Here is a 20,600-nt window from a genome sequence, read left to right on the forward strand (position 1 = left end):
GCACAATTACGCAAAGGTTAAATGCTCCCACATCCCATCTTTCATTTCAATCACCCTGTCAAAACCAGCGGCAAACTGAAGGTCATGGGTCACGACCACAATAGAAGTGCCATATTTTTGGACTAATTCTTGGAATAAATGCTGTATTTGCTTTGTATTCCTTGCGTCAAGATTGCCCGTGGGCTCATCTGCAAGAATCAATTTGGGCTTAAGAACCAAGGCGCGCGCAATAGCCACCCTTTGCTGCTCCCCCCCACTCAATTGTGAAGGGTAGTGACCCAGTCTATGCCCCAAACCTAAATCTCTTAAAACCTTCTGGGCCTCTTCGGTGGCCTCACTGGTCGACATGCCTCGAATTCGGCATGGGATCATCACGTTCTCAAGGGCCGTGAACTCTTGTAAAAGATGATGAAACTGAAAGACAAATCCTAAGTTTTGATTTCGAAAGTCTGCCAGAGCTTGATCAGACCAACCTGTGACATTTTGTCCCTCAAAGATGATCTCTCCAGAAGTGGGGTTATCTAAAGTGCCTAGAATCTGCAAAAAGGTGCTTTTCCCCGCCCCTGATCCACCCACAATGGCGACACTTTCTGCTTTTCCAATTTGCAAATCCAGCCCATGCAGGATTGTCAAACTTGGTCCCTCTTGTTGCGGAAAACTTTTACGAATCTGATGAGCTTGCATAAGAACCGATGTCATACTTTACACCTCAAAACACTAATCATATCTTAAACCCTCCGCAGGCGGAAGTTGCACACTTTTTAACGCTGGGCTGAGTGTCGCCACAAAGCAGATCAAGAGCGACGCTATCAAAATAAATACTAAATCCAATGCGCTCGGTAGAATCACAAGAGCATTGAGTTGGTAAACTTCAGGAGGTAAAAACAAACCTGAGGCTAAAATTAAATTTAAAGTCCCAATCAACACGGCACCCAAAATCACTCCCGCAAAATACCCCAAAAGACCAATGCCCAGCCCTTGCAGTGTAAATATAAAATATATCTGTTTTGCTGTAAGTCCCAAAGTTCTTAGAATGCTGACATCCACCGTCTTTTTAAAAACATTTAAATACAGACCTGTTGTCAAATTGAACGCAGCAACAACAGTCATAATGGATAATACTAAAAACAAAACCACTCTTTCAAATTTAAGAGCTTCAAAAAGGCTACTGTTGGTCGCCTTCCAGGTTTGTGTAAGATAAGACAAATCAGATGCCATCAGCTCTCGTTGCACGCGATCTGCCTCTTCAGGATTTTTAAACTTAAATCTAATGCCTGTAGAGGCTAGGGATGAAAAGCCAATAAAGTCGCGCGCGTTCACAATGTCGGTTAAAATATAACGGTTGTTGTAATCATACTGTCCTAAGTCCAAAAGCCCTGCCACTTTTAAACGCTTCATCTTACGCCTTAACTGCCCATCCTGATCCGAGAAAGGCAAGACAATAGAAAACGAGTCACCAATTCCCACACCCAGTGATTGCGCAAGTCCCTTACCAATGTAGGCACTGTTATCTTGATCCACAACCTCTAGGCGGATGCCTCCTCCACCTGTCACTCGGTTTCCTATTCCTGAAACATTCTGATAAGACTCTGGGTCAAGTCCCTCAATCAAAGCTCCCACCAGTCGCCCTTTGTTCACTGCAAGGATCTCTTTATGCACAAAAGGAGAATGATGTGTGCCCTTAGGTAAAGTCACAACCTCTTGAATCTTTTGCATCTCGCTTTCAAGGTCATAGATCGGTAAAGACGCATTAGTTACAACTAAATGCCCAAAAGCATCAAACACCGAAGACTTCAGTGCGCGTTCATACCCGTTCACAATGGACATTCCTGCCATAAGAGTGGCCACACCCAAAGCTAAACTCAAAATAGAAAACAGTGTGGATAGATTAAATATCGCTTTTTTGACCGCAATAGTTCTGAGCACATACCACACTATCATTGCATCTGACCTAAGGTTTTAAGGTAACTGTCTACAAACTCTTGAATCTCACCATCTAAAACTCTTTCGGCTTGGGAACTTTCACAACCTGTTCTGTGGTCTTTCACCATTTTGTACGGATGTAGAACATAAGAGCGAATCTGACTGCCCCACTCATTGATCTTTTTCTGTGCATTCTGCTCGTCGATTTCTGCCTGACGTTTTTTAAGTTCTAAATCATAAAGAGCGGCTCTTAACATCTTCATCGCGCGATCTTTGTTAGAATGCTGAGAGCGTTCCTTCTGGCACTGCACCACTATGTTGGTAGGTATGTGAGTGATCCGAACTGCTGAATCTGTTCGGTTGACGTGCTGCCCTCCCGCACCACTGGCTCTGTAGGTATCAATGCGCAAATCCGAGTCTTCAATCTCAATTTCAATGTCGTCATCAATCTCTGGAGTGACAAACACCGAAGCAAAGCTGGTATGGCGACGTGCATTGGAATCAAAAGGACTGATACGCACTAAGCGGTGCACACCTGACTCCGCTTTCAGATAACCAAAAGCATAGAGTCCCGTCACAGAAAAGGTCACGGATTTAATTCCTGCCTCTTCGCCTTCGGTCATCTCCAAGACTTCTACAGAATAACCTTGGTCTTCTGCATAGCGAGTGTACATTCTGTATAGCATCGAAACCCAATCGCAAGCTTCTGTTCCGCCTGCGCCAGAGTTAATAGACACAAAGGCCGCATTCGCATCTGTAGGGCCATTTAAAAGTTTTTGCAGTTCTAATTTTTCAACCAGCTGATCCAGTGCTGACAACTCCGCCTTGGCCTCATCAAATGTTTTGGCATCGCCCTCTTCTTGGGCCATTTCAAATAATACTGCTAAATCCTCTGCACGTGACCACGCCTCAGACCATTCGTTAATGGTCTTTCTGAGTTCTGCCATCTCTTGATTTATTTTTTGTAAAAGGGCTGAGTTCTCCCAGACCTTGGGGCTTTGAGATCGTTCTTCTAGCTCACTTAAAGTTTTTTTCTTTTTATCAATGTCAAAGGTACCCCCGAAGCTCGGTCAGCTTCTGACTGACGTCTTCCAATATACCTTTTTGTTCTGAGAACTCGGTCTCTATACTCAAGCACAACCTCCGCATAACTTCGGGAATAGGCCTTCAGTTTAGAACCGAATGCTCTGAGGTTCAAGGCATGAGAGCAGCAAAGAGGGAGTCTTGCAGTTTGAACATCTCTTGGGCTTCTAAATCCACCTCATGGTCATAGCCCAGCAGATGCAGTATCCCATGCAGCACCATGTATCCATACTCATGTCGCTGAGACCATTTTTGTTTTTGAGCCTGTGCCACAATGACCTCAGGGCACAACACCAGTTCCCCGAGCTGCTCTTCAAAAAGATCTGAAAAGCTGAGAATGTCAGTGGCTTTATTTTTCCCACGATATTGTTTATTCAATTTTTTGATCGTCTTTGCATCCACAAAGACAATGCTTAGATCTTTTTTAAGCATGGAACTAAAATGAGGTCGTAATTTTTTTTTCTGAATGGCCTTTATACACTGAGGCACCCAAGTCAGAATAAACGCCTGAGGAACGCGATACTGATGTTGAAGATTGGTGATCGTAATTTCCATCTATTGATTGACCAGTTTTGCAGCATCAGGCTTATTTCCGTCTGAATCAGAAGATTTTTGTGTCTGACTGGACGTTGTTTTTTTATCGCCACCTTTGTGCTCATCAGGATATTCAACGCGATGGTGATACACTCCCAAAAGAATGCGGTAAAAGGCCTGTTTCATCAACGACACTTCTTCAAAATTCAAATCACACTCATCAAGCTGTTGCGCCACAAACTTCTTCTCGACTAAACTTTCCACCAAATAGTCCAATTTGGCTGCTGTAGGATCTTCCAAAGACCTTGCCGCAGCCTCAATGCTATCGGCCAGCATTAAAATGGCCGACTCTTTAAATTGAGGTTTGGGGCCTGGGTATTGAAAGTCAGCCTCTTTAATCAATTCAGGATGCTCAGCTCTCTGTAAGGCTCTGTTATAAAAATAGAAGACCGTGGTGGTCCCATGATGTTGACGAATCCCATCGGCAATCTCTCTTCCCAACTTGGCTTTCAATGCCATTTCGATACCATCTTTCACATGAGCCACAATGATGGTTTTACTTAGGTTGGGAGAAATATGATCATGAGGATTTTCTCCTGCTCTTTGGTTTTCCACAAAGTATGTCGGATGCTTCATTTTACCAATATCATGAAAGTACCCCATCACTTTATTTAATAAAGGGTTAGCTCCAATCTCTCTGGCCGCTGCCTCGCACATGCTCCCCACAACCATAGAGTGGTGGTAAGTCCCTGGGGCTTTGACCATCAGTTCCTGCAAAATGGGATGATTCATACTTGCTAAGTCTAAAAGTTTTAAGTTTGAGGTCACTCCAGAAAAATACTCAAAAACAGGCACAAGTAGAATGGTCAAGATAGAACTGAACACTCCGCCTGCGACAGCCGCAACAAGGACTGTCCCCCAAATCGAAAGTTCAAAAAATTCGATAGGGTGATTTACAATTCTAAAGGCCATCATACACACACCCGAACACAGTGCTGCAATAAATCCTGCCTTATAAACATCGTTTCTATTTGAACAGTAATAAATGGTTCGCAATGCCGCAAGGCCTGCAATAATAGAAAATACAAGTGTAGCAAAATTTTGTCCTGTTAAAAGCGACACACTGATGGAATTGAAAATCACATACACAATCAGCAAGTATGGCGAACGCGTTAAAAGACCCGCAATCAAAATAGGAAGCACAAAGGGTAAAGCCAAGTGCAACAGGTCTGGAGGAAAAACATCACCAAACTTTTGCACCAAGGAGGCATCATAAACAAAAAATAAAATCTTCCAGATCAATAGACTCATTAAAGAGACTGTAAAAAGCAAATACGTTCTATGGGTTAAGTTTCTTTCAATGTTTTTAAATGAACTTACCAGAGTAGAGGAGACAAAAATAAATAGAAAAAAGACAATGGCAGCACCAATAGGCAACGCTCCTCGATGCTCGTTGTTTTGTGCCTTACGAACATGATCAAACATGCGCACGTGCATGTCGTTGATGATGGCTCCTTCATTCACAATAATTTGGTTTTTTTCCACTAAAACTGTAACCGTCTGAATGCCTTTTACAGCAGCTTCTCTGCGGCTTTCTGTCAGCTCTTCATCATACACCACGTTGGGCTTCACCAGATTCATAGCCCAGTTCACCAATCGGCTTTGATCAATCTTACTAAACCGCGCCAACATAGCTGGCAGTTCGTCTTCTAAAGCACGGCGTTTATAAATGTCTCTGAGCTGGTTCACAGGTACCGTGATCTCTTCTCGACGTTGACCATTATGAGTGATCAGTAAGCTGACCTTTTTTTGGCCCGTCATAAAATGCTTTTCAGGGTGATCAGCAAGGTAGTTGCTTCCCCAGTTTTCAATGATCGTACGCAAAGCCAAACTGATTTCTGGTGAAAACCTATTATCAATCAACCACTCAAAAAGTCGCTCTGGAATCTCGTAGCCGATTCTTTTGTCAAAGTCCGCTTTTTGTTGCATCAGCTCTGCAGGTCCCAGCCCCTCAGATTGCAAGCGACGAAAAGATGCAAAAGCATCATATATGCGGTCTAAAGATAAATCGAACTCTCTTTTATCAAATCGAAAAACAGGCAGCACTTGGTTCTTTGCCGAGATCTTCTTGTTCTCTGTGGCTTCTAAGTCCTCAAAGGTGAAACTTATGGGGGACTTGATATTGCTCGTGGCAATCTCACCCTCTGCAATCGGTGCTTGGTAATCAAAGCTCGCAAACAAGATAAAAGAATAAATCAATGAAAACGCGGCCCAACTGGCAACATGACCTAAAGAGTATTTTTTATCTAAGGCAATCAAAGAACCAAAAAAGAAATTGTTCTCAAGCTTAAATTTACGCACCCACTTTTCAAAATTACGCGTTTGATCCGTGGATTCATATCGCTTGCGCCTTACAGTTTTAGGCTTTGACGTGTTCTTGCCTGTTAAATTATCCATACCACCTTCTGTTGACATCATGTTGCTTCGCCAAGGCATTCTTACCTAAAAACTCAAGAAAATCAGCTCTTAACATCATTTTATCGGCATTTTTCTCTAAAAATATCAGCCGTTTGATTTACATTTTCATCAGAATCAGCCAAGTTGAAGCATGACAAAAAAACATAAAAACTTAGACCAAAATCCAATGCAAAAGTCTTTTTCAATAGGCCATGCCCTCAGACACAACTTCGACTGGCCCAATGTCGGGGAAGTTCTTTTAAAAGTCAAAGAAGAGCTGACGGAACTAGAACAGAGCTTAACACAAGGCCGACCAGAGCAAGTCCATGAATTAGGAGATTTATTATTTACCATCGTGCAGGTGGCTAGACACCTTGATATCCCACCCGATGATGCTTTGGATCTTTGCAACCAAAGGCATCATCAACGTATGGAGTTTATGAAAAAATTGGCTGAAGAAGATGGATTGGTCTACGAGTCTTTAACTTTAGACACTCTCGAGACATACTGGGTTAAAGCTAAGACTTTCACAAAAAAAATAGAAGCTCAGCAGATTCAAAATTACTTAACTTCTCACTCTTTATCTTCGACGTAAGGTGCGTAAAAAACTTTGCGCATAAGAAACTTTAAATAAAAGACCTATAGCAAAATACACCACAACCACAGTAAATATCGTGGCTACTAAAATTAAATTTTTAGAGGCTAGGCGTTCCGCACTTTTCCAAAGCTCAAAGCCATACCAGCATAAGGCAAAGGTAGGAATATTCAGTAAGGCCAGCATAGGGAAAGACCTAAACATTTGCAAAGGGCTAATGTCTGTAACAATAATCCTAAACATCACAAATACAAAAATTAAGGCGGCCAAAGAAGAGATGGTGGTCGATAACACCAAACCCTGAACTCCCAAGTGGGACATCAAATAGGGAGCCAAAAAGATATGGATGACAATGGTGAGGCACGAACCTAAAGCAGGAAACAGGGTGTTCTTCACAGCATAAAACCCAGGAAGTAACAGCTTAGATGTTCCCGATATCAAAAGCAAAACCGCATACACCTGAACAAGGCTTCCTATGATCTGCATGTCGGCAAAGGTGTTTTGACCTGTCTTGAATAAAAAAGCGACTAAGGCTTCGGACAAGGTGAACAGTCCTATTGCCGCAGGAATCGCCAAAAAGTAATAGATTGAAGCAGTTTCATACAACTGATTTTTAAAACCACTAAGATCCTCTTCAGCCCAAAGAGAGGACAGCCTCGATAATAAAGCGGCTCCCAAACTGATCGCTAAAATAGACTGAGGCAGTTCAAGCAGGCGATCCGCTAAATATAAAAATGTGAGGTCAGACTGATTCAATGAACTGGCAAATCTGACGTTGATCATACCAATAAATTGCACAGCACCAATACCCACAAGACTTGGTGCCGTTCGCAATAACACCTTTAAAAAGTTAGGACTGAAAAATAAAAAATTAGGACGCGGAACAATTCGCATTTGATAGGCTTTAAAAAACACTGTGGCAAATTGTAAGAGCCCGCCCACGATCACAGCAACGGCTAAAACACTTCCTTTTACCCCTCCCACATCAAAGCCAAATAAAATTGTGAGAATCACACCCACATTGAACATGGCAGGAGCCACCCCTGGGAACCAAAACTCTTCGTTAGCGTTTAGCAGGGACATAAAAAACGCAAATTGGCTGACCAGAAACAGATAAAAGAACATGATACGAGCAAAGAACAAGGTGGTCTCAAAACGTTCTGTCCCCACAGGAAAATTCACTGACGACAAAAACCACTCCAAAAATTGAGGCATAAAGATGATGCCCAAAACTGAAACCACAAAAGACAGGATGAACAAAAAGGAGACCATCGCGCCTGCAAGCTCACCTTCTTTATTTTGCTTTTTTTTAAGCTCTACGTAGGCAGGAAGAAAGGCGACAGACAGGGCCCCTTCTCCTAAAAGAATCCGAAAGAAATTGGGCAACCTAAAGGCCGCAACAAAGATGTCTGTCATGGATGAATCGAAAAGCTGCACCATCAGACGGTCGCGCACAAACCCCAAGATACGGCTCAAAAGAGTCCCCATGGACATCAGCCCCGCCATCCTAGTAACAGATTGTTTTTTAAGGGTTTTTGGCAATCCCTGCTGTTGATTCTCCTGCAATTTTATCCCCCACCAGAGCCCTCAAATCCCTTATCTTTTAAGGTCTTAAGGCTTTTTTACGCCTAAAAATAGGAAATCTTGCCTATGCCAAGGACGTATGCTATCTACATTATCTTTAATTGAGAGCTTTGAAAAGGAAGGAATTTGAATGGCAAACCATAAGTCAGCTGCAAAAAGAGCAAGACAATCTATCAAGAAAAACACAGTCAACGGCAGAAGAAAAAGCATTGTTAGAACATCAGAAAAGAAACTTCGTGCAGCGATTGCAGCCAACAAGTCAGAAGACGCTCTTTCTTTATTAAAGACTTACACTAGCCTAGTTTATAAAGCGGCAAAGAAAAAAGTTTTCAGCAAAAATCTAGCTGCACGTAAAGTGTCTAGATTGTCTTCTCAGGTAAATTCCCTGAATTCATAATTGAACACGTTTGAATAATAAAATTTTCCAACCAAATCTTTGAAGAGACAGGCGAGCTCTTCAAAGCCCTGTCTGTGTCTAGCATCAGATTAAACACTTCTTCTATCTTCGAAACTGTCCATCGTTTACTTTGGTTTAAATACTCAGCTAAAAAGTAAGGCGACACGCCCACTTTGGTGCTCAGTTGTTTTTGCGACAAGTTCTGCGCCTGACCTTCAAGTAATTTTTTAAGAATCCGCATGTGTCGCGCAATCAAGGACAAAACTCCAATCTCATTTTGTCCTTGCTCAATCAATTGCTCAAGATAGTACAGCGACTGCGCCTTGTCCCCAGCCCCCACCGCATTGGTCAGGTCAAAAACATTTTCAATTCGCTTTTTAGAAACCACTTTTAAAATGTCATCTATAAACAGCGCGCGGTCTTCTGAGGCATAGTAAGTCTTAAGCTTTACAATTTCATTATTCAGTTCAGAAAGGTTGGCCCCTACCAAATGCAGCAGCTGCAAGGCTGCGCTTTGATCTAATTTTAAACTCTGTTGAGCCGCCATATAGTGAATCCAAGCAGGGATCTGATTATCATAGGGAGTTTTAAGCTCCACAATACTTGTGCTTGAAGACAGCCATTTGAAAAACTTTTTTCTCTTGTCGGCTTTGGATTCAAAAATAAAAACCACAACAGTTTTAAGCAGCCCCTTAGCAAAAGTCTCTTCAAAGATTTGCCAGTCCCCATCCTTTAAAAGATGAGCTTCTTTCACCACCACTAAACGGTGGGGGGCCATCATCGGTAATGTTTCAATGATATCCGCAATGTTAATGGCTTTAGTTTCACTGGCATAACAGCAGTCATAATTGAAATCCGAACCCTGCCCTTCGGCAAAAAAATGGTTCTTGATGGCTTCAGAAGCCTCTTGAATCAAGTAGGAGTCATCACCCATGATGGTGTAGGCGCTGCTAATTTTATTCTGTGCAAGACTCTGCTGTAATGTTCTTAAGTCCAAAGTCAAAAGTGCCTCTCCCCAAAATCACCAAAAATTTATGACATAAAAATGACTACACTTGGATTGTATCTGAATTCTGAGATTTTAAAAGCTTTCTGTTAAGCGTCCATACAGTTCGTGCATCATCACTTGCGCTAAGTTTTTAAGCACAGTTTGGCGCGCACTATGGTTATAGTTAGTATTGGCCGTATTGACCGCTTCAAGACCTATTTGTGGAGCATCATACAGTCGCTCATCTCTGAGCCACTGTTTCCACACCACTTTATTATCTTTAAGCATTTGCACTTCAACGGTCACACGCACCAGATACTCTGTGGTCAAAACCGTTCCTCGAGGCATAAACCTGACCCCAGAGTCTTTACTGAGCTGGTCTCTTTCTCTGGCATCTTGAATGGTTTGGATGTAGTCCACTCGAACAATACGCCCTTGCAGTTGGGCCTCAGCATGATCGGGGTTCACCACTCTGGCAATCTTTGAACGCACAATCTCTTCCCTTAAAGCATTGGCGAAGTACACTTCTGAGCCCGTTTCAAAAGTATCGTTGATAAATATAGGAATATAAATGCTCTTTACCCCTTCAGGTAAGGCTCTATGACCAAATCCCAACTGGTAGCCACAGCCTGACACTCCCATTAAAAAGATAAAAAAACATATATATTTCATAGATAAAACTTTATAATCCTACCAACTAAGGTTAGAACAAAAAACATGTCGCAAAGCAAACCAAATTTACTTTTTAGCCCAGGGCCCACGCTAGTTTCACCTCGAACGCTTCAGATTTTAAGCCAGCCCACTGGGCATCACCGCACCGCTGAGTTTCAGGCTCAATTTCGACAAGTTTTAGATTTATTAAAAAAACTTTATCAAACCCAAGAAGGCCATGTTTTCTGTCTGACCAGCACAGGAACGGGAGCGATGGAAGCCAGTGTCATCAATTTCTTAAACGCTTCAGAAAAAGTTTTGTATTACAACGCGGGTAAATTCGGAGAAAGATGGGGACAACTGGCACGCTGCTACGGTCTTGAGACCCATGAGCTGAAACAAGAGTGGGGACAAACTTTCCCTTTAGAATCCTTCGAGCAACTCTTAAAAACAGAAAAGTTCTCCGCCTTCTTCTTGCAAGCTTGTGAAACTTCTACGGCCACTTACCAGCCTCTTGCAGAAATTTCGGTTTTACTGAAAAAGTATCAACCCGACTGTCTTTTGGTTGTGGATGGGATTACAGCTGTAGGTGCTTATGACCTACCTATGGACCAACTTGGTATTGATATTTTAGTTTCAGGCTCTCAAAAAGCTTTGGGACTCCCAACAGGATTAGCTTTTTTAGGGGCCTCCCCTAGAGCTTTGACTAAAATGCTTTCGGTTACACAACCACGATTTTATTTTGATCTTCGTGCAGAAAAAAAGGCCAACGATCAAGACACCACGAACTTCAGTACTCCCGTAGCCCAGATCCTTGCTTTGAAATTTAAACTGGAATTTCTTTTCACCCAAGGACTGCAAAAGTACTTTTTAAAAACTCAAGCTTTACAAGAAAGCACCCTTCATTTTTTAAAAGACTTTGGATGCAGCATTTATAGCCAGTCCCCGAGTCCTTCCTTGACCGCATTTGGTCTACCGCAGGGCTCACCTACTGAGGCCTTTCAAAAACATCTTAAGGCTGATGGACTTTATCTGGCTGGAGGTCAGGATCATCTGAAAGGACACGTTTTACGGTGGGGGCACATGGGCGACATTTTGATCCAAGAACAAATCAAAGCCTATAAAATCTTTGCCACTCATATTGCACCTTTACTCTCCATGACCCCGTCTCAAAGCTTAGAGCTTGTAGATCAACATGCCTCCCGCTTGCAAACCCAAACTCTGATTGATGAGTGCTACCCGCAATGAAGGCGCAAGCTCCCTGTATCTTTGTCACCGAAGATTATCCGCAATGGGCCTTAACTCTATTGCGTACAGAATTGCCTAACTACAATGTGGTGCAAGGTTCTCTTGTAACACTGTTTGATAATCAAGAGTTATGCTCTTGTGTAGAGGCGCTACTGGTTCGCAGCACTAGCACAGTAGACCATAAACTTTTAAACTTCACCCCTCAATTGAAAGCTGTGGGGACAGCCACAAGTGGTTTTGATCACTTAGACCTTAAGGCTTTAAAAGAAAAAAACATTGTGGCTTTTCATACACCAGACGCCAACGCCGACTCTACTGCGGACCTGACTCTTTGGCATATTCTTTCCGTCTCTCGTTTTCTAAACACTTCGCAACTTAAAAAAGCACAGTGGCGCTCGAACCTGCCTCGAGGAAAAAACCTTCACTCTTTAAGTTTGGGTGTGCTCGGTATGGGGCGTATTGGAAGACGTGTGGCCCAACGTGCACAGGCCTTTGGCATGTCTATTTTTTACCATGACCCTTATATTGAACACGAAGAACTGGGGTCTGCGACATGGAATCTTGCGGCAGCTGAACCTCTAGGACTTTTAGAGCTCTTCACTCATTGTGATGTGATCACCTTGCATTTACCACTGACTGGAAAAACTCGTCATATTATCAACGAAAAGACTCTCGAGCATTTTGGAAATGATAAAATTCTTGTCAATTGCGCTCGCGGAGAACTGATTCAAACTTCTGCCCTATTAAAAGCCCTTGATACAGGAGTTCTTACCCACGCCGCCCTTGATACGTTTGAAGTCGAACCCCTTGAAGCCCTGTCTCCACTGCGAGAACACCCCCAAGTCCAATGGACCCCCCATATCGGTGCCTACACCGAACAGTCCTTTAACCGTTCTTGCCAAGAGGCGGTGGAGCTTCTCAGCAAATTTCTAAAATCAAACCAAATCCCACCCTCCACATTACCCCCAACCACCTTATGGGCTGAAGAGCTTTAACTTTCTCTGATGAGCCTCACCACTCTCCCCCTCCCGAGACCTCTTTCTTGGCGTCCGAGTCTGAATAGGATCGAAAATAGGAAGATTTTTTGGATAGAGTTGATCAAAATTCGAGTTCGGCTTGGCGCAGCTTTGCAACGGCAATGCTGTGCCAAACGTCACTGTCTGAGGATTTTGAATAACTCTATCCAAAAAATCTTCCTATTTTCGATCCTATTCAGACTCGGACGCCAAGAAAGGGGCCCACTTTGCTGGTTGTGTTATTCCATTTTATTAGTGGCCAAGGCTCAAGATTCGTTTAAAAATGAGGGCGCCGAATTTCACACATAAGGGGTAACACACTATGCCAGGTATTATCGTTGTAGGCTCACAATGGGGCGACGAAGGAAAAGGTAAAGTTGTCGATGTTTTTTCTGCCGAATCAGACTACGTGGTTCGCTATCAAGGTGGGGCTAACGCAGGTCACACGCTTGTGGTCGATGGCAAAAAGACAGTTTTGCATCTTGTGCCTTCAGGTGTTTTGCATAAAAATACAAAATGTTTAATCGCAGCAGGTGTTGTCCTTGATGTGGAACAGATGACCAAAGAGATCTCGGCTTTAAAAAAAGCAGGTTTGCTTGAGGATCACACCCAACTTGGAATTTCTGACGGAGCCACTGTGCTTTTAAGTTTTCATCGCCGCTTAGACATGGCCAGAGAGAAAGCTCTTAAAAATGAAAAGATTGGAACCACAGGTAAAGGCATTGGCCCTGCTTACGAAGACCGCGCTTCTCGCAGAGCCCTTTTATTTGGACACTTATTTTTACCCACCGAAATGTTACGCGAAAAGATTGAGCGCTCACTAAAAGAGAAGAACTTTCTCTTAGAAAACTTCTACGGCGAAGAGCCCATTTCTGTGGAAGAAGCGCTGAAAGAGGCGCAAACTTTTGCCGAAGAACTTGCTTCCTATCGCTGCAAAGACACCTCTTGGGTGGTTTACAAAGCCCTTAAGGACGGCAAAAAGGTCTTATTTGAAGGAGCTCAAGGTACTCTTCTTGATCTGACTCATGGAACTTATCCCTTTGTCACAAGCTCTTCGACCCTTGCAGGTTCAGCCTGCTCAGGAGTGGGCATTGGTCCTACCTTTATTCAAAAGGTCATTGGGATCACCAAAGCTTACACTACACGTGTTGGCTCAGGTCCTTTTCCCACCGAACTGCATGACGAATTAGGTGCTGAAATTCAAAGAAAAGGAGCCGAGTTTGGCGCCACCACAGGACGTCCTCGTCGTTGTGGATGGTTAGACCTTGTCGCCTTAAAGTACGCGATTCGCACGAATGGTTTAACTTCATTAGCGTTGATGAAAATGGATGTGCTCAGTGGTCTTGATGAGATCAAGGTGTGCACAGGTTATAAAACGCCCTCAGGCATCGTAGAAGAGTTTCCTATGTCTTCTTGGGGAATCACTGAAGTGGAACCTGTTTACGAAACCCTGAAGGGCTGGAGTGACCACATCGACCAGATTGAAAACTTTGAGGACTTGCCTCAAACTGCAAAAGATTATGTTAAGTTTATTGCCGAAAAAACAGACACCCCAGTGGGTGTAGTTTCTGTGGGACCAAGCCGTCAGCAGACTTTATGGCTTAGTCCTCTGTTTTAGCTATAAGTTTAATCATTTCAAAACTTTCTTAGGAAATTTTTGAAAAAAGATGCGAAAAGGGTTGACTATTTTCGCTCAAAATCACAATTTAGATTTTCTTTGATCCGTTAGCTCAGTTGGTAGAGCATCTCCCTTTTAAGGAGAGGGTCCATGGTTCGAGTCCATGACGGATCACCAGTTCTACTTGCTGGGCTGTCGAAATAAAAGTTGATTTCGAGAGTATCAAGTTGTCCAAGTTCCCTTCGTCTAGAGGCCTAGGACACGTCCCTTTCACGGATGAGACACGGGTTCGACTCCCGTAGGGAACGCCATCTTAAAATACAGCACCCAGAATACCATTAACCGTACCCCGAATACCGACCTGTATGGAGAATGGCACGGAGCTAGAGCAAGTCGATTAAATAATCAATGGAGAGTCGTAGGTCATTTTGAATTTAATTGGAACGAAGTCGCATTTGGATTATGCCCAGAAAGTAAAATAGATGAGTTTGAACAACTTGTGAATAACACCTTTCCATTTATTGATCCTGACTGGGACATTGATAAAATTCGTGAATACTTTCTTAAAAGGAAGCGTCATGATTTAGCTGAGGCTATTTAATTCATGCTTAAACACGCGCTTGCCATTGTGTATTTCTATTGGGCCCAATATTATGCCGCAGATTTTATTAACGCCTCGAAAGCTGAAAAAAAATGGGGAGTTAAAAAACTTGATAAAATACTTTTTCGAACAATAGATTCCTCTCAAAGAGCATCTATGGCTGTAGATATAATCAAACGCCAGCTATATGTTGGGGAGGATATGCTACAAGTACGCAAAGAACTCGGCACACCCGATAGTTACTTTTTTAGCGACACCATCTACGCCTATAAAATCATGGCTTTTCCTGGCAAAAATAAAGAGAACTGGCATCTTGTTTTTATACCCGATGAAAAACTTGAAAAAGTAAAAGAAGTCAAAATTCATAAGAAGTGCTGTTATAAAACACCCTAAGGTTTACTCTGCACCTACAGCACTTCCACCACGAGCTGCAGGAGCCACCAGCGATCCACTACTAGATTTAATCATAGGAGGTGCTCTCATAACTTCATTTCCAATCCCAAATTCTGCACGATATATCTGGCTCACACGCATTCCTTGTCTGACAATTTTACTGGCATTTATGGTTCGCAAAATTCCACCTGTGCATGCTTTTTCTAAATCCGAAATATAAGAAATGGAGTCCAAAGCTTTATACCTCTGCTCTTGATCTTTTATAGTGATCGCAAGGTCATCCACCTTTTCTTGGTAAAACTCTGGAATCAAAGCCAAATATTTCGACATCACTCCTTGCACGCGCAAGCCTCCATCATCATCACTGATTTTTTTGCAACTGATATCTGATCCAAAAACAGCAAGCATACGATTTTCTTTTAAAACATCCACAGAACTATTGCGTAAAGCCCTATCGTTAAAGGTCACATTGTTCAGGTCTATGCCTTCGCCAATTTTACAAGCAATATAACCCTCTTTAGACGCGATCACTCTGGTTGTGGTTTTCCCATCTTTATTAAGTGAATCCCAAAAAAAGACATCTTGGGTTGGATGCTTTTGCAGCGAATAACCTTCCATGTGACCCCGCAACCCAGGAACCCCATGATAGGGGGCCATCTCTTTATGGATATGAGCCAGACATTTTAAATCATGTTCTTTTTGATCGGTTTGTGCCTGAGCATCAGTAGCACATAGGAAAACCCCACAAACCAAAGATAATATTACGCACAAGCTAGTTCTGTATGTCATTCCCATATCCTATCCCAATTTTTTCACAACAACGACGTAGTTTTACCTTCGGTATTTATAGACGTGTCCTTAAGTTTTAAGTGACTCATTTTGAAATTTGTAGGCACACTTATTGATACCGTAGGCCCAAGTGCTGTATGCTGGCGAGTATGTCAGAATCCTCTTATCAGCTTAAAAACAGTATTGACCCTCATTTTGTGGGACAACTTTCTCAAGAACTTCGCAAACACTGCTCTTTGTTTGATGGCACAGCTTTTAAAAAGACCACTCTTCATAAACAGTGGTCACAACTTGAACTTAAACAACGTATTGAAACTGTGGCCAGAAATATTCATGCACATCTGTCACTGACTTATCCCCAACAGATTGACGTGTTGATGAAAGTCGCACCGCAGTTTCAGGGATTGCAAGGCTTGGTCTTCCCAGAGTTTGTGAGTCTCTTTGGTTTACAAAACGAAAAAACCTCTTTAAAGGCTCTTAAGTTCTTCACACACTTTTCTACATCTGAATTTGCCATCCGTCATTTCATTCGCCAGAACACCCCAAGCACTATGAAGCACATGCAGGAGTGGTCTAAAGATAAAAACGAACATATACGACGCCTATCCTCAGAGGGCTGCCGTCCGCGACTGCCTTGGTCCTTTAAACTGCCCGAGCTGATCGCAGACCCCAGTCGTTCTGTTCAAATTCTTGAAAACCTCATCGAAGATGGGTCCTTGTATGTAAGAAAAAGTGTAGCCAATCATCTGAATGATATTTCCAAAGACCATCCTGAACTGGCTTTAAAACTTGCAACACGATGGTTGAAAAATAAAAACGATCACACAAGGTGGATTGTCAAACATGGCCTAAGAACTTTACTCAAGGCCCGAAACCCTGAGGCTTTAAAACTTTTTGGAGTTCATAATGCCAATCACATTTCAGTTCATAAATTTAAAACCACTAAAAAACAGTTTAAAATTGGCGAGCATGTGGAGTTTTCTTTTGAACTTAAAAATAGCAGTCAGGCCTCTAAAGACCTGCGCATTGAGTATGTCATCCACTATGTCAAAAAATCAGGCGGCCAGTCGGCTAAAGTCTTTAAACTTGCAGAAAAGACTTTTCCTAGTGGCACTCACTCCTTACAAAGACGGCACCCCCTAAAACCCATGACCACCCGTCAACACTATCCAGGGACCCATAAAATAGAAATTGTGGTCAACGGGACTCGTTTGACCACAACTACTTTTGTTTTGAAAAAATAAAATATTTTAAATGATTACAGACGTGTGTGACGTGTCCAAATCTTAGCTGAACCGCCATTCTTAAAGGCTTCACGAATCCAAAGGTTTAAAGTTTTAGCGTCGTTTCTGCCACCTGTACACACCATGCGGATGCAACCATGAGACTCTCTACGTCCTGTTACGTGTCCACAGTGAGTCGCGTAACCAGATTTTCCACCACTGCTATTTTTGATAAAAGCCGCCCAAGGCATAGAGTCCCCGAATCTGTTTTTATAGTGTTGGTGTAAATGACTGGGATGGTAAGAGCGCGCTTCAAAAGCAGGTGTGTAACCACCCACAAACTCAGTACCATAATGTGGACGACCTGGTGATACTCTCCATCTAGCAATATGAATATCATTCAAATAAATATCTGCACGGAAGCATTCTGAGTCTTTACAAAGGGATGGAGTCTCACGTTTCAAATCAAAAACGTCCACCTGTACAGTTTTAATCACAGCAGGAATCAAATCGGGTCTATCCCAAACTGTACTCACATTGGCCCAAGAGTTTTGGACCGCAAAAAACGCTACAGTCGCAATCATTGCTTTACCGAATAACTTCATGTTTTCTCCTCATTTATTTTATGGCTATTGCCAGCTTTAGTTTAAATGGTCATTTGCTTCGTATTTGCTTGTTGTGGGCTTGTTTTAAAGGAAAGAGACGTTTTTTGTCAATTTTGATGGCAAGTTGTGAAAAACTTATAGGCCTTGATTGTGTCAGCATTCCATTAAGTTGTTATTACAAAACCCCTTTAGGGAGTTCACATTTGCACCACATCTTGGTACTAAGCTTGCAAGCTAAAAGAGTCTATTTTTTAACATGTTAGAGGCTTTAAGGAGTTTATTTTGAAACGCATACTTGCCCCTTTACTCGTTGCCTGCGCTATGCTTTGCCAGTCCCTTGTGGCCTTCGCACAAAATCAACCTTCTGCCGATAACATCAATACGTTTGTGGTCGATGTAGATCCACGCGCAAAAACAAAACTTGTTTTTACAATTCATGAAAGCGACCTGTCTTTATCTGCAAAAAATCTTACGGAATTACTTAACAGTTTACCCCGAGCTGCTGAAATCAACCTAGTGCTTGGAACTCAAGAAAATGAAAACGAGATCACTAGACGCCTACATAAAGGCATCCAAGATGCAGACAAACGTGGAGTTCGTGTCAATGTTATGCCTTTTGATGTGAACATTGCAGAAGGTGCCATTCGCTCAGACATTGCAGCTCCCATCGCTCAGATTGAAATGGTAGAAGAACTCAGTACACGCGAACTTAATGAACGTAATACCATCGTCACCACACGCGCAACTTTAGGTTCAGTAGCTCGTGACTTTAAGAACATGCAGTGGAAGGGCTTAATCACCGCCACACTGATCACTGGAGCTGGGGCTCAGTATGGGGCCAGCGTCATTGGACCTTCTTGGGTCTTAGCCGCAGACTCACCCATCAGCTACCAAATCACCTCTGCCTTTGTGAGTACTGTATTGCTGTATTGGATGCCTAGAAAATCCGAGTCCATTCATAATTTTTATAAACTCAGCTACGAATACATCCGCTCAGGCCGTTACATTATACCTAGCTTAATTTCTAAAGACTTTAGCCTGCCCAATCCTAGCCCTAAAGGCCAAATGATCACCACTGCTGTTTTTGGTGGGATTCTCGCACCCGTCGCCATCAACACCCTTACTCATGGTTTAGCCTTAGGGTTCGATGCTCTCTCCTATCCAGAATTTCAATCTGTGTTGCTGAGAAACTCCCTGATGATAGGAGCCGCCAGCACTCCCTGGAGTGTCTTTGCTTATAACCTGCGGACCAAAACTAATATGACAGACGTATGGGCAACAACAATCCGAACCGCCACCATCTTGGGGATTGGCTTTGCTGCTATGAATGGAACTGGAGTTACAGAACACTATTTATACGGTTATTCCTTAAACTGGTCTGAGTATATGCTTTTGGCCACTGGAACTCTTGGCATCTTAGCCAATAAATATGGGATTCCATTTTTGAATAAAGTCGAACACACTTTGTGGTTTCAATATCTCAACCGCAACATGGAGTATTTGGTCAACTTACCAGAAAATGCACTTCGACTTTTAAGAGGCAAAGCTCCCACGCACACGTATTGGAACACCAGAAAGATCAAACGCTCTTTAAGATGCGTCAAATTCTTATCCATGTCTGCCCAATAGAGACCACAATATCTCGTAATAATTCTATTATGAATTTTGACGTACTTATACCACAACCGCTATTACAAAATAGCGGCGTCTATGGCTCTGTGAAAATAGAAATTTAATCTATGTGAATGACCTTGTTCTTATCAGGCATCACAGAAATGCTAAGAGGCTTTTGAGTTTGTTTACTTTGCTCTAGCTTTTTTAAAAATCCATCTGCTTTACCTGCATCTAAGGTGTAAATGGCGGCGTGCTTCTGAAATGTGATTCTTAAACTGCCGTCATCTAACATGTCCACGCTGCGAACTACATCTTTAAAATTTATAGACTTCATGGCTTGATTCATAATGTGATCTTGTTTTGTAATGCTTCGACCAATCATACTGTAACACACAGTACCCCAAAGGATGGGCAGGATCATGCTACTATAAAATATAATCTTCACTTGTGACCCCCTCTAGCCGAGCACGTTCTAATTCTTTATATAATTCCAAAGTGGTCTCCATGTCGACCAAATCCTGAATCAAATAGTCTCTTAGCTCTTCAGAATTTGAAATGTCACCAGGAGTGTAAACAAATCTTAAGGTGTTATAAGATTCGCTGACACGTCCTGTGCGGTGCCCCACCATGGCTCCCACCCAATCTATATAACTTGCTGGATCATCAAAAAGAGAAGGGTCAAAAATCATTAAGGTCATGTCCTCCTCTGACTCTGTGGACGATGCCGAGGATTTAGACCCCTCAGCCAAAGGCAGTGGCGTGGGTTTTATATCTTTCACATATAGAGCTGGTGCCACGTGGTACCACCACTCCACCCAACCACGAGGGTGGTTAGGAGTTTCTACCCTAAGGTCACCAATCACAAAACTTTTAATGGTGAAGATCCCTCTTTGCTCCAGTAGTAAAGACATTTTGTGTGCTCTGGCATAGCAGCCATCATCAGGAAACTTAAAAGGGATACGCGGGTGGTTCGCCAGCTGGTCAAACAGCTCTTGCATAAAGGCATAAGAGATCACACTGACTTCTGTGGTTTCTCCGTTGTAAGTTTCGACTTGAGTTTTTCCAATGCTGCGATCAATAGAGGCCCAGACTGTGGTGACACTCAAGACCGCCGATAACACTCCCACCCATGTAGCTCTGACAAACAGCTTAGCCATAATTCCCCCCCTAAGCTTGATAGGTAAGAATTACAGCATTTGATTTAGAAACACACAATAGGCAAAATCCGTACAATATGGATCTACACAAAAACTTCAAACTTTTCTTAATGGGGTGGGGATA

19 protein-coding genes, 2 tRNA genes and 1 pseudogene are annotated in these 20,600 nt (G+C 42.6%); 10 read left to right on the forward strand and 12 right to left on the reverse strand.

The annotated features are described in order from the left end of the window. Positions 1 to 6: 6 nt before the first annotated feature. From M9899_04735 to M9899_04755, 5 genes and pseudogenes are all read right to left on the reverse strand, one after another. On the reverse strand, positions 7 to 699 hold the full coding sequence (locus M9899_04735; GenBank protein MCO5113464.1) for an ABC transporter ATP-binding protein: 693 nt from the start codon (positions 697 to 699) through the stop codon (positions 7 to 9). Between the two features lie 18 nt (positions 700 to 717). Beyond that, on the reverse strand, positions 718 to 1,941 hold the full coding sequence (locus M9899_04740) for an ABC transporter permease (GenBank protein MCO5113465.1): 1,224 nt from the start codon (positions 1,939 to 1,941) through the stop codon (positions 718 to 720). Next, positions 1,938 to 2,991, reverse strand: a pseudogene (gene prfB / locus M9899_04745) (peptide chain release factor 2). The gene M9899_04740 and the pseudogene prfB overlap by 4 nt, the downstream one beginning before the upstream one ends. Before the next feature lie 126 nt (positions 2,992 to 3,117). After that, entirely contained in the window at positions 3,118 to 3,561 is a 444-nt protein-coding gene (ybeY, locus tag M9899_04750) for an rRNA maturation RNase YbeY (protein ID MCO5113466.1), read from the reverse strand. Beyond that, on the reverse strand, positions 3,562 to 5,997 hold the full coding sequence (locus M9899_04755; protein MCO5113467.1) for an HDIG domain-containing protein: 2,436 nt from the start codon (positions 5,995 to 5,997) through the stop codon (positions 3,562 to 3,564). It lies immediately after the preceding gene. Positions 5,998 to 6,148: 151 nt separating this feature from the next. Here M9899_04755 and M9899_04760 point away from each other — a divergent pair, with 151 nt between their 5' ends. Beyond that, complete coding sequence (locus M9899_04760) at positions 6,149 to 6,592, forward strand: hypothetical protein (GenBank protein ID MCO5113468.1); 444 nt, start codon at positions 6,149 to 6,151, stop codon at positions 6,590 to 6,592. Here M9899_04760 and murJ read toward each other — a convergent pair. Continuing rightward, positions 6,578 to 8,068, reverse strand: a complete 1,491-nt coding sequence (murJ, locus tag M9899_04765; GenBank protein ID MCO5113469.1) for a murein biosynthesis integral membrane protein MurJ — start codon at positions 8,066 to 8,068, stop codon at positions 6,578 to 6,580. The genes M9899_04760 and murJ overlap by 15 nt on opposite strands. Positions 8,069 to 8,306: 238 nt before the next feature. On the opposite strand from murJ, the gene rpsT reads away from it, so the two are divergent. After that, a complete protein-coding gene (rpsT, locus tag M9899_04770) occupies positions 8,307 to 8,573 on the forward strand; it encodes a 30S ribosomal protein S20 (protein MCO5113470.1) in 267 nt (88 codons plus the stop codon). Here the strand turns inward: rpsT and holA are convergent. Together holA and lptE are read right to left on the reverse strand one after the other, a co-directional pair. After that, the gene (holA, locus tag M9899_04775; GenBank protein ID MCO5113471.1) at positions 8,536 to 9,570 is read right to left on the reverse strand and encodes a DNA polymerase III subunit delta; all 1,035 of its coding nucleotides are present in this window, start codon (positions 9,568 to 9,570) and stop codon (positions 8,536 to 8,538) included. The two genes, rpsT and holA, sit on opposite strands and share 38 nt — an antisense overlap. An 84-nt stretch (positions 9,571 to 9,654) precedes the next feature. Continuing rightward, on the reverse strand, positions 9,655 to 10,233 hold the full coding sequence (lptE, locus tag M9899_04780) for an LPS assembly lipoprotein LptE (GenBank protein MCO5113472.1): 579 nt from the start codon (positions 10,231 to 10,233) through the stop codon (positions 9,655 to 9,657). 45 nt (positions 10,234 to 10,278) lie between these two features. Here lptE and M9899_04785 point away from each other — a divergent pair, with 45 nt between their 5' ends. From M9899_04785 to M9899_04810, 6 genes are all read left to right on the forward strand, one after another. After that, positions 10,279 to 11,460, forward strand: a complete 1,182-nt coding sequence (locus tag M9899_04785) for an alanine--glyoxylate aminotransferase family protein (protein ID MCO5113473.1) — start codon at positions 10,279 to 10,281, stop codon at positions 11,458 to 11,460. Next, entirely contained in the window at positions 11,457 to 12,455 is a 999-nt protein-coding gene (locus M9899_04790) for a hypothetical protein (GenBank protein ID MCO5113474.1), read from the forward strand. The genes M9899_04785 and M9899_04790 overlap by 4 nt, the downstream gene beginning before the upstream one ends. A gap of 343 nt (positions 12,456 to 12,798) precedes the next feature. Continuing rightward, positions 12,799 to 14,094 carry an adenylosuccinate synthase gene (locus M9899_04795; protein MCO5113475.1) on the forward strand — a complete coding sequence of 432 codons (1,296 nt, stop codon included), beginning with the start codon at positions 12,799 to 12,801 and terminating at the stop codon, positions 14,092 to 14,094. Between the two features lie 101 nt (positions 14,095 to 14,195). Next, positions 14,196 to 14,271, forward strand: a tRNA-Lys gene (locus tag M9899_04800). 58 nt (positions 14,272 to 14,329) lie between these two features. Further along, positions 14,330 to 14,405, forward strand: a tRNA-Glu gene (locus tag M9899_04805). 446 nt (positions 14,406 to 14,851) lie between these two features. Beyond that, positions 14,852 to 15,088, forward strand: coding sequence for a hypothetical protein (locus M9899_04810; protein MCO5113476.1), 237 nt, complete (start codon positions 14,852 to 14,854; stop codon positions 15,086 to 15,088). A gap of 3 nt (positions 15,089 to 15,091) precedes the next feature. Here the strand turns inward: M9899_04810 and M9899_04815 are convergent, their stop codons facing one another. Then, complete coding sequence (locus M9899_04815) at positions 15,092 to 15,877, reverse strand: hypothetical protein (protein ID MCO5113477.1); 786 nt, start codon at positions 15,875 to 15,877, stop codon at positions 15,092 to 15,094. A gap of 149 nt (positions 15,878 to 16,026) precedes the next feature. Between M9899_04815 and M9899_04820 the strand changes: the two genes are divergently transcribed. After that, the gene (locus M9899_04820; protein MCO5113478.1) at positions 16,027 to 17,121 is read left to right on the forward strand and encodes a DNA alkylation repair protein; all 1,095 of its coding nucleotides are present in this window, start codon (positions 16,027 to 16,029) and stop codon (positions 17,119 to 17,121) included. A gap of 14 nt (positions 17,122 to 17,135) precedes the next feature. Here M9899_04820 and M9899_04825 read toward each other — a convergent pair whose 3' ends face one another. Beyond that, positions 17,136 to 17,705: a L,D-transpeptidase gene (locus M9899_04825; GenBank protein ID MCO5113479.1), complete on the reverse strand. Its 570-nt coding sequence runs from the start codon at positions 17,703 to 17,705 to the stop codon at positions 17,136 to 17,138. A 282-nt stretch (positions 17,706 to 17,987) separates the two neighbouring features. Here M9899_04825 and M9899_04830 point away from each other — a divergent pair, with 282 nt between their 5' ends. Beyond that, positions 17,988 to 19,334 carry a hypothetical protein gene (locus tag M9899_04830; GenBank protein MCO5113480.1) on the forward strand — a complete coding sequence of 449 codons (1,347 nt, stop codon included), beginning with the start codon at positions 17,988 to 17,990 and terminating at the stop codon, positions 19,332 to 19,334. Positions 19,335 to 19,437: 103 nt separating this feature from the next. Here the strand turns inward: M9899_04830 and M9899_04835 are convergent, their stop codons facing one another. Both M9899_04835 and M9899_04840 read right to left on the reverse strand, forming a co-directional pair. Continuing rightward, the gene (locus tag M9899_04835; GenBank protein MCO5113481.1) at positions 19,438 to 19,764 is read right to left on the reverse strand and encodes a hypothetical protein; all 327 of its coding nucleotides are present in this window, start codon (positions 19,762 to 19,764) and stop codon (positions 19,438 to 19,440) included. Beyond that, entirely contained in the window at positions 19,745 to 20,476 is a 732-nt protein-coding gene (locus tag M9899_04840; GenBank protein ID MCO5113482.1) for a protein-glutamine glutaminase family protein, read from the reverse strand. Before M9899_04840 ends, M9899_04835 begins: the two co-directional genes overlap by 20 nt. Positions 20,477 to 20,600: the final 124 nt, after the last annotated feature.

This window comes from Pseudobdellovibrionaceae bacterium (assembly GCA_023954155.1).
Classification (GTDB): domain Bacteria; phylum Bdellovibrionota; class Bdellovibrionia; order Bdellovibrionales; family UBA1609; genus JAMLIO01.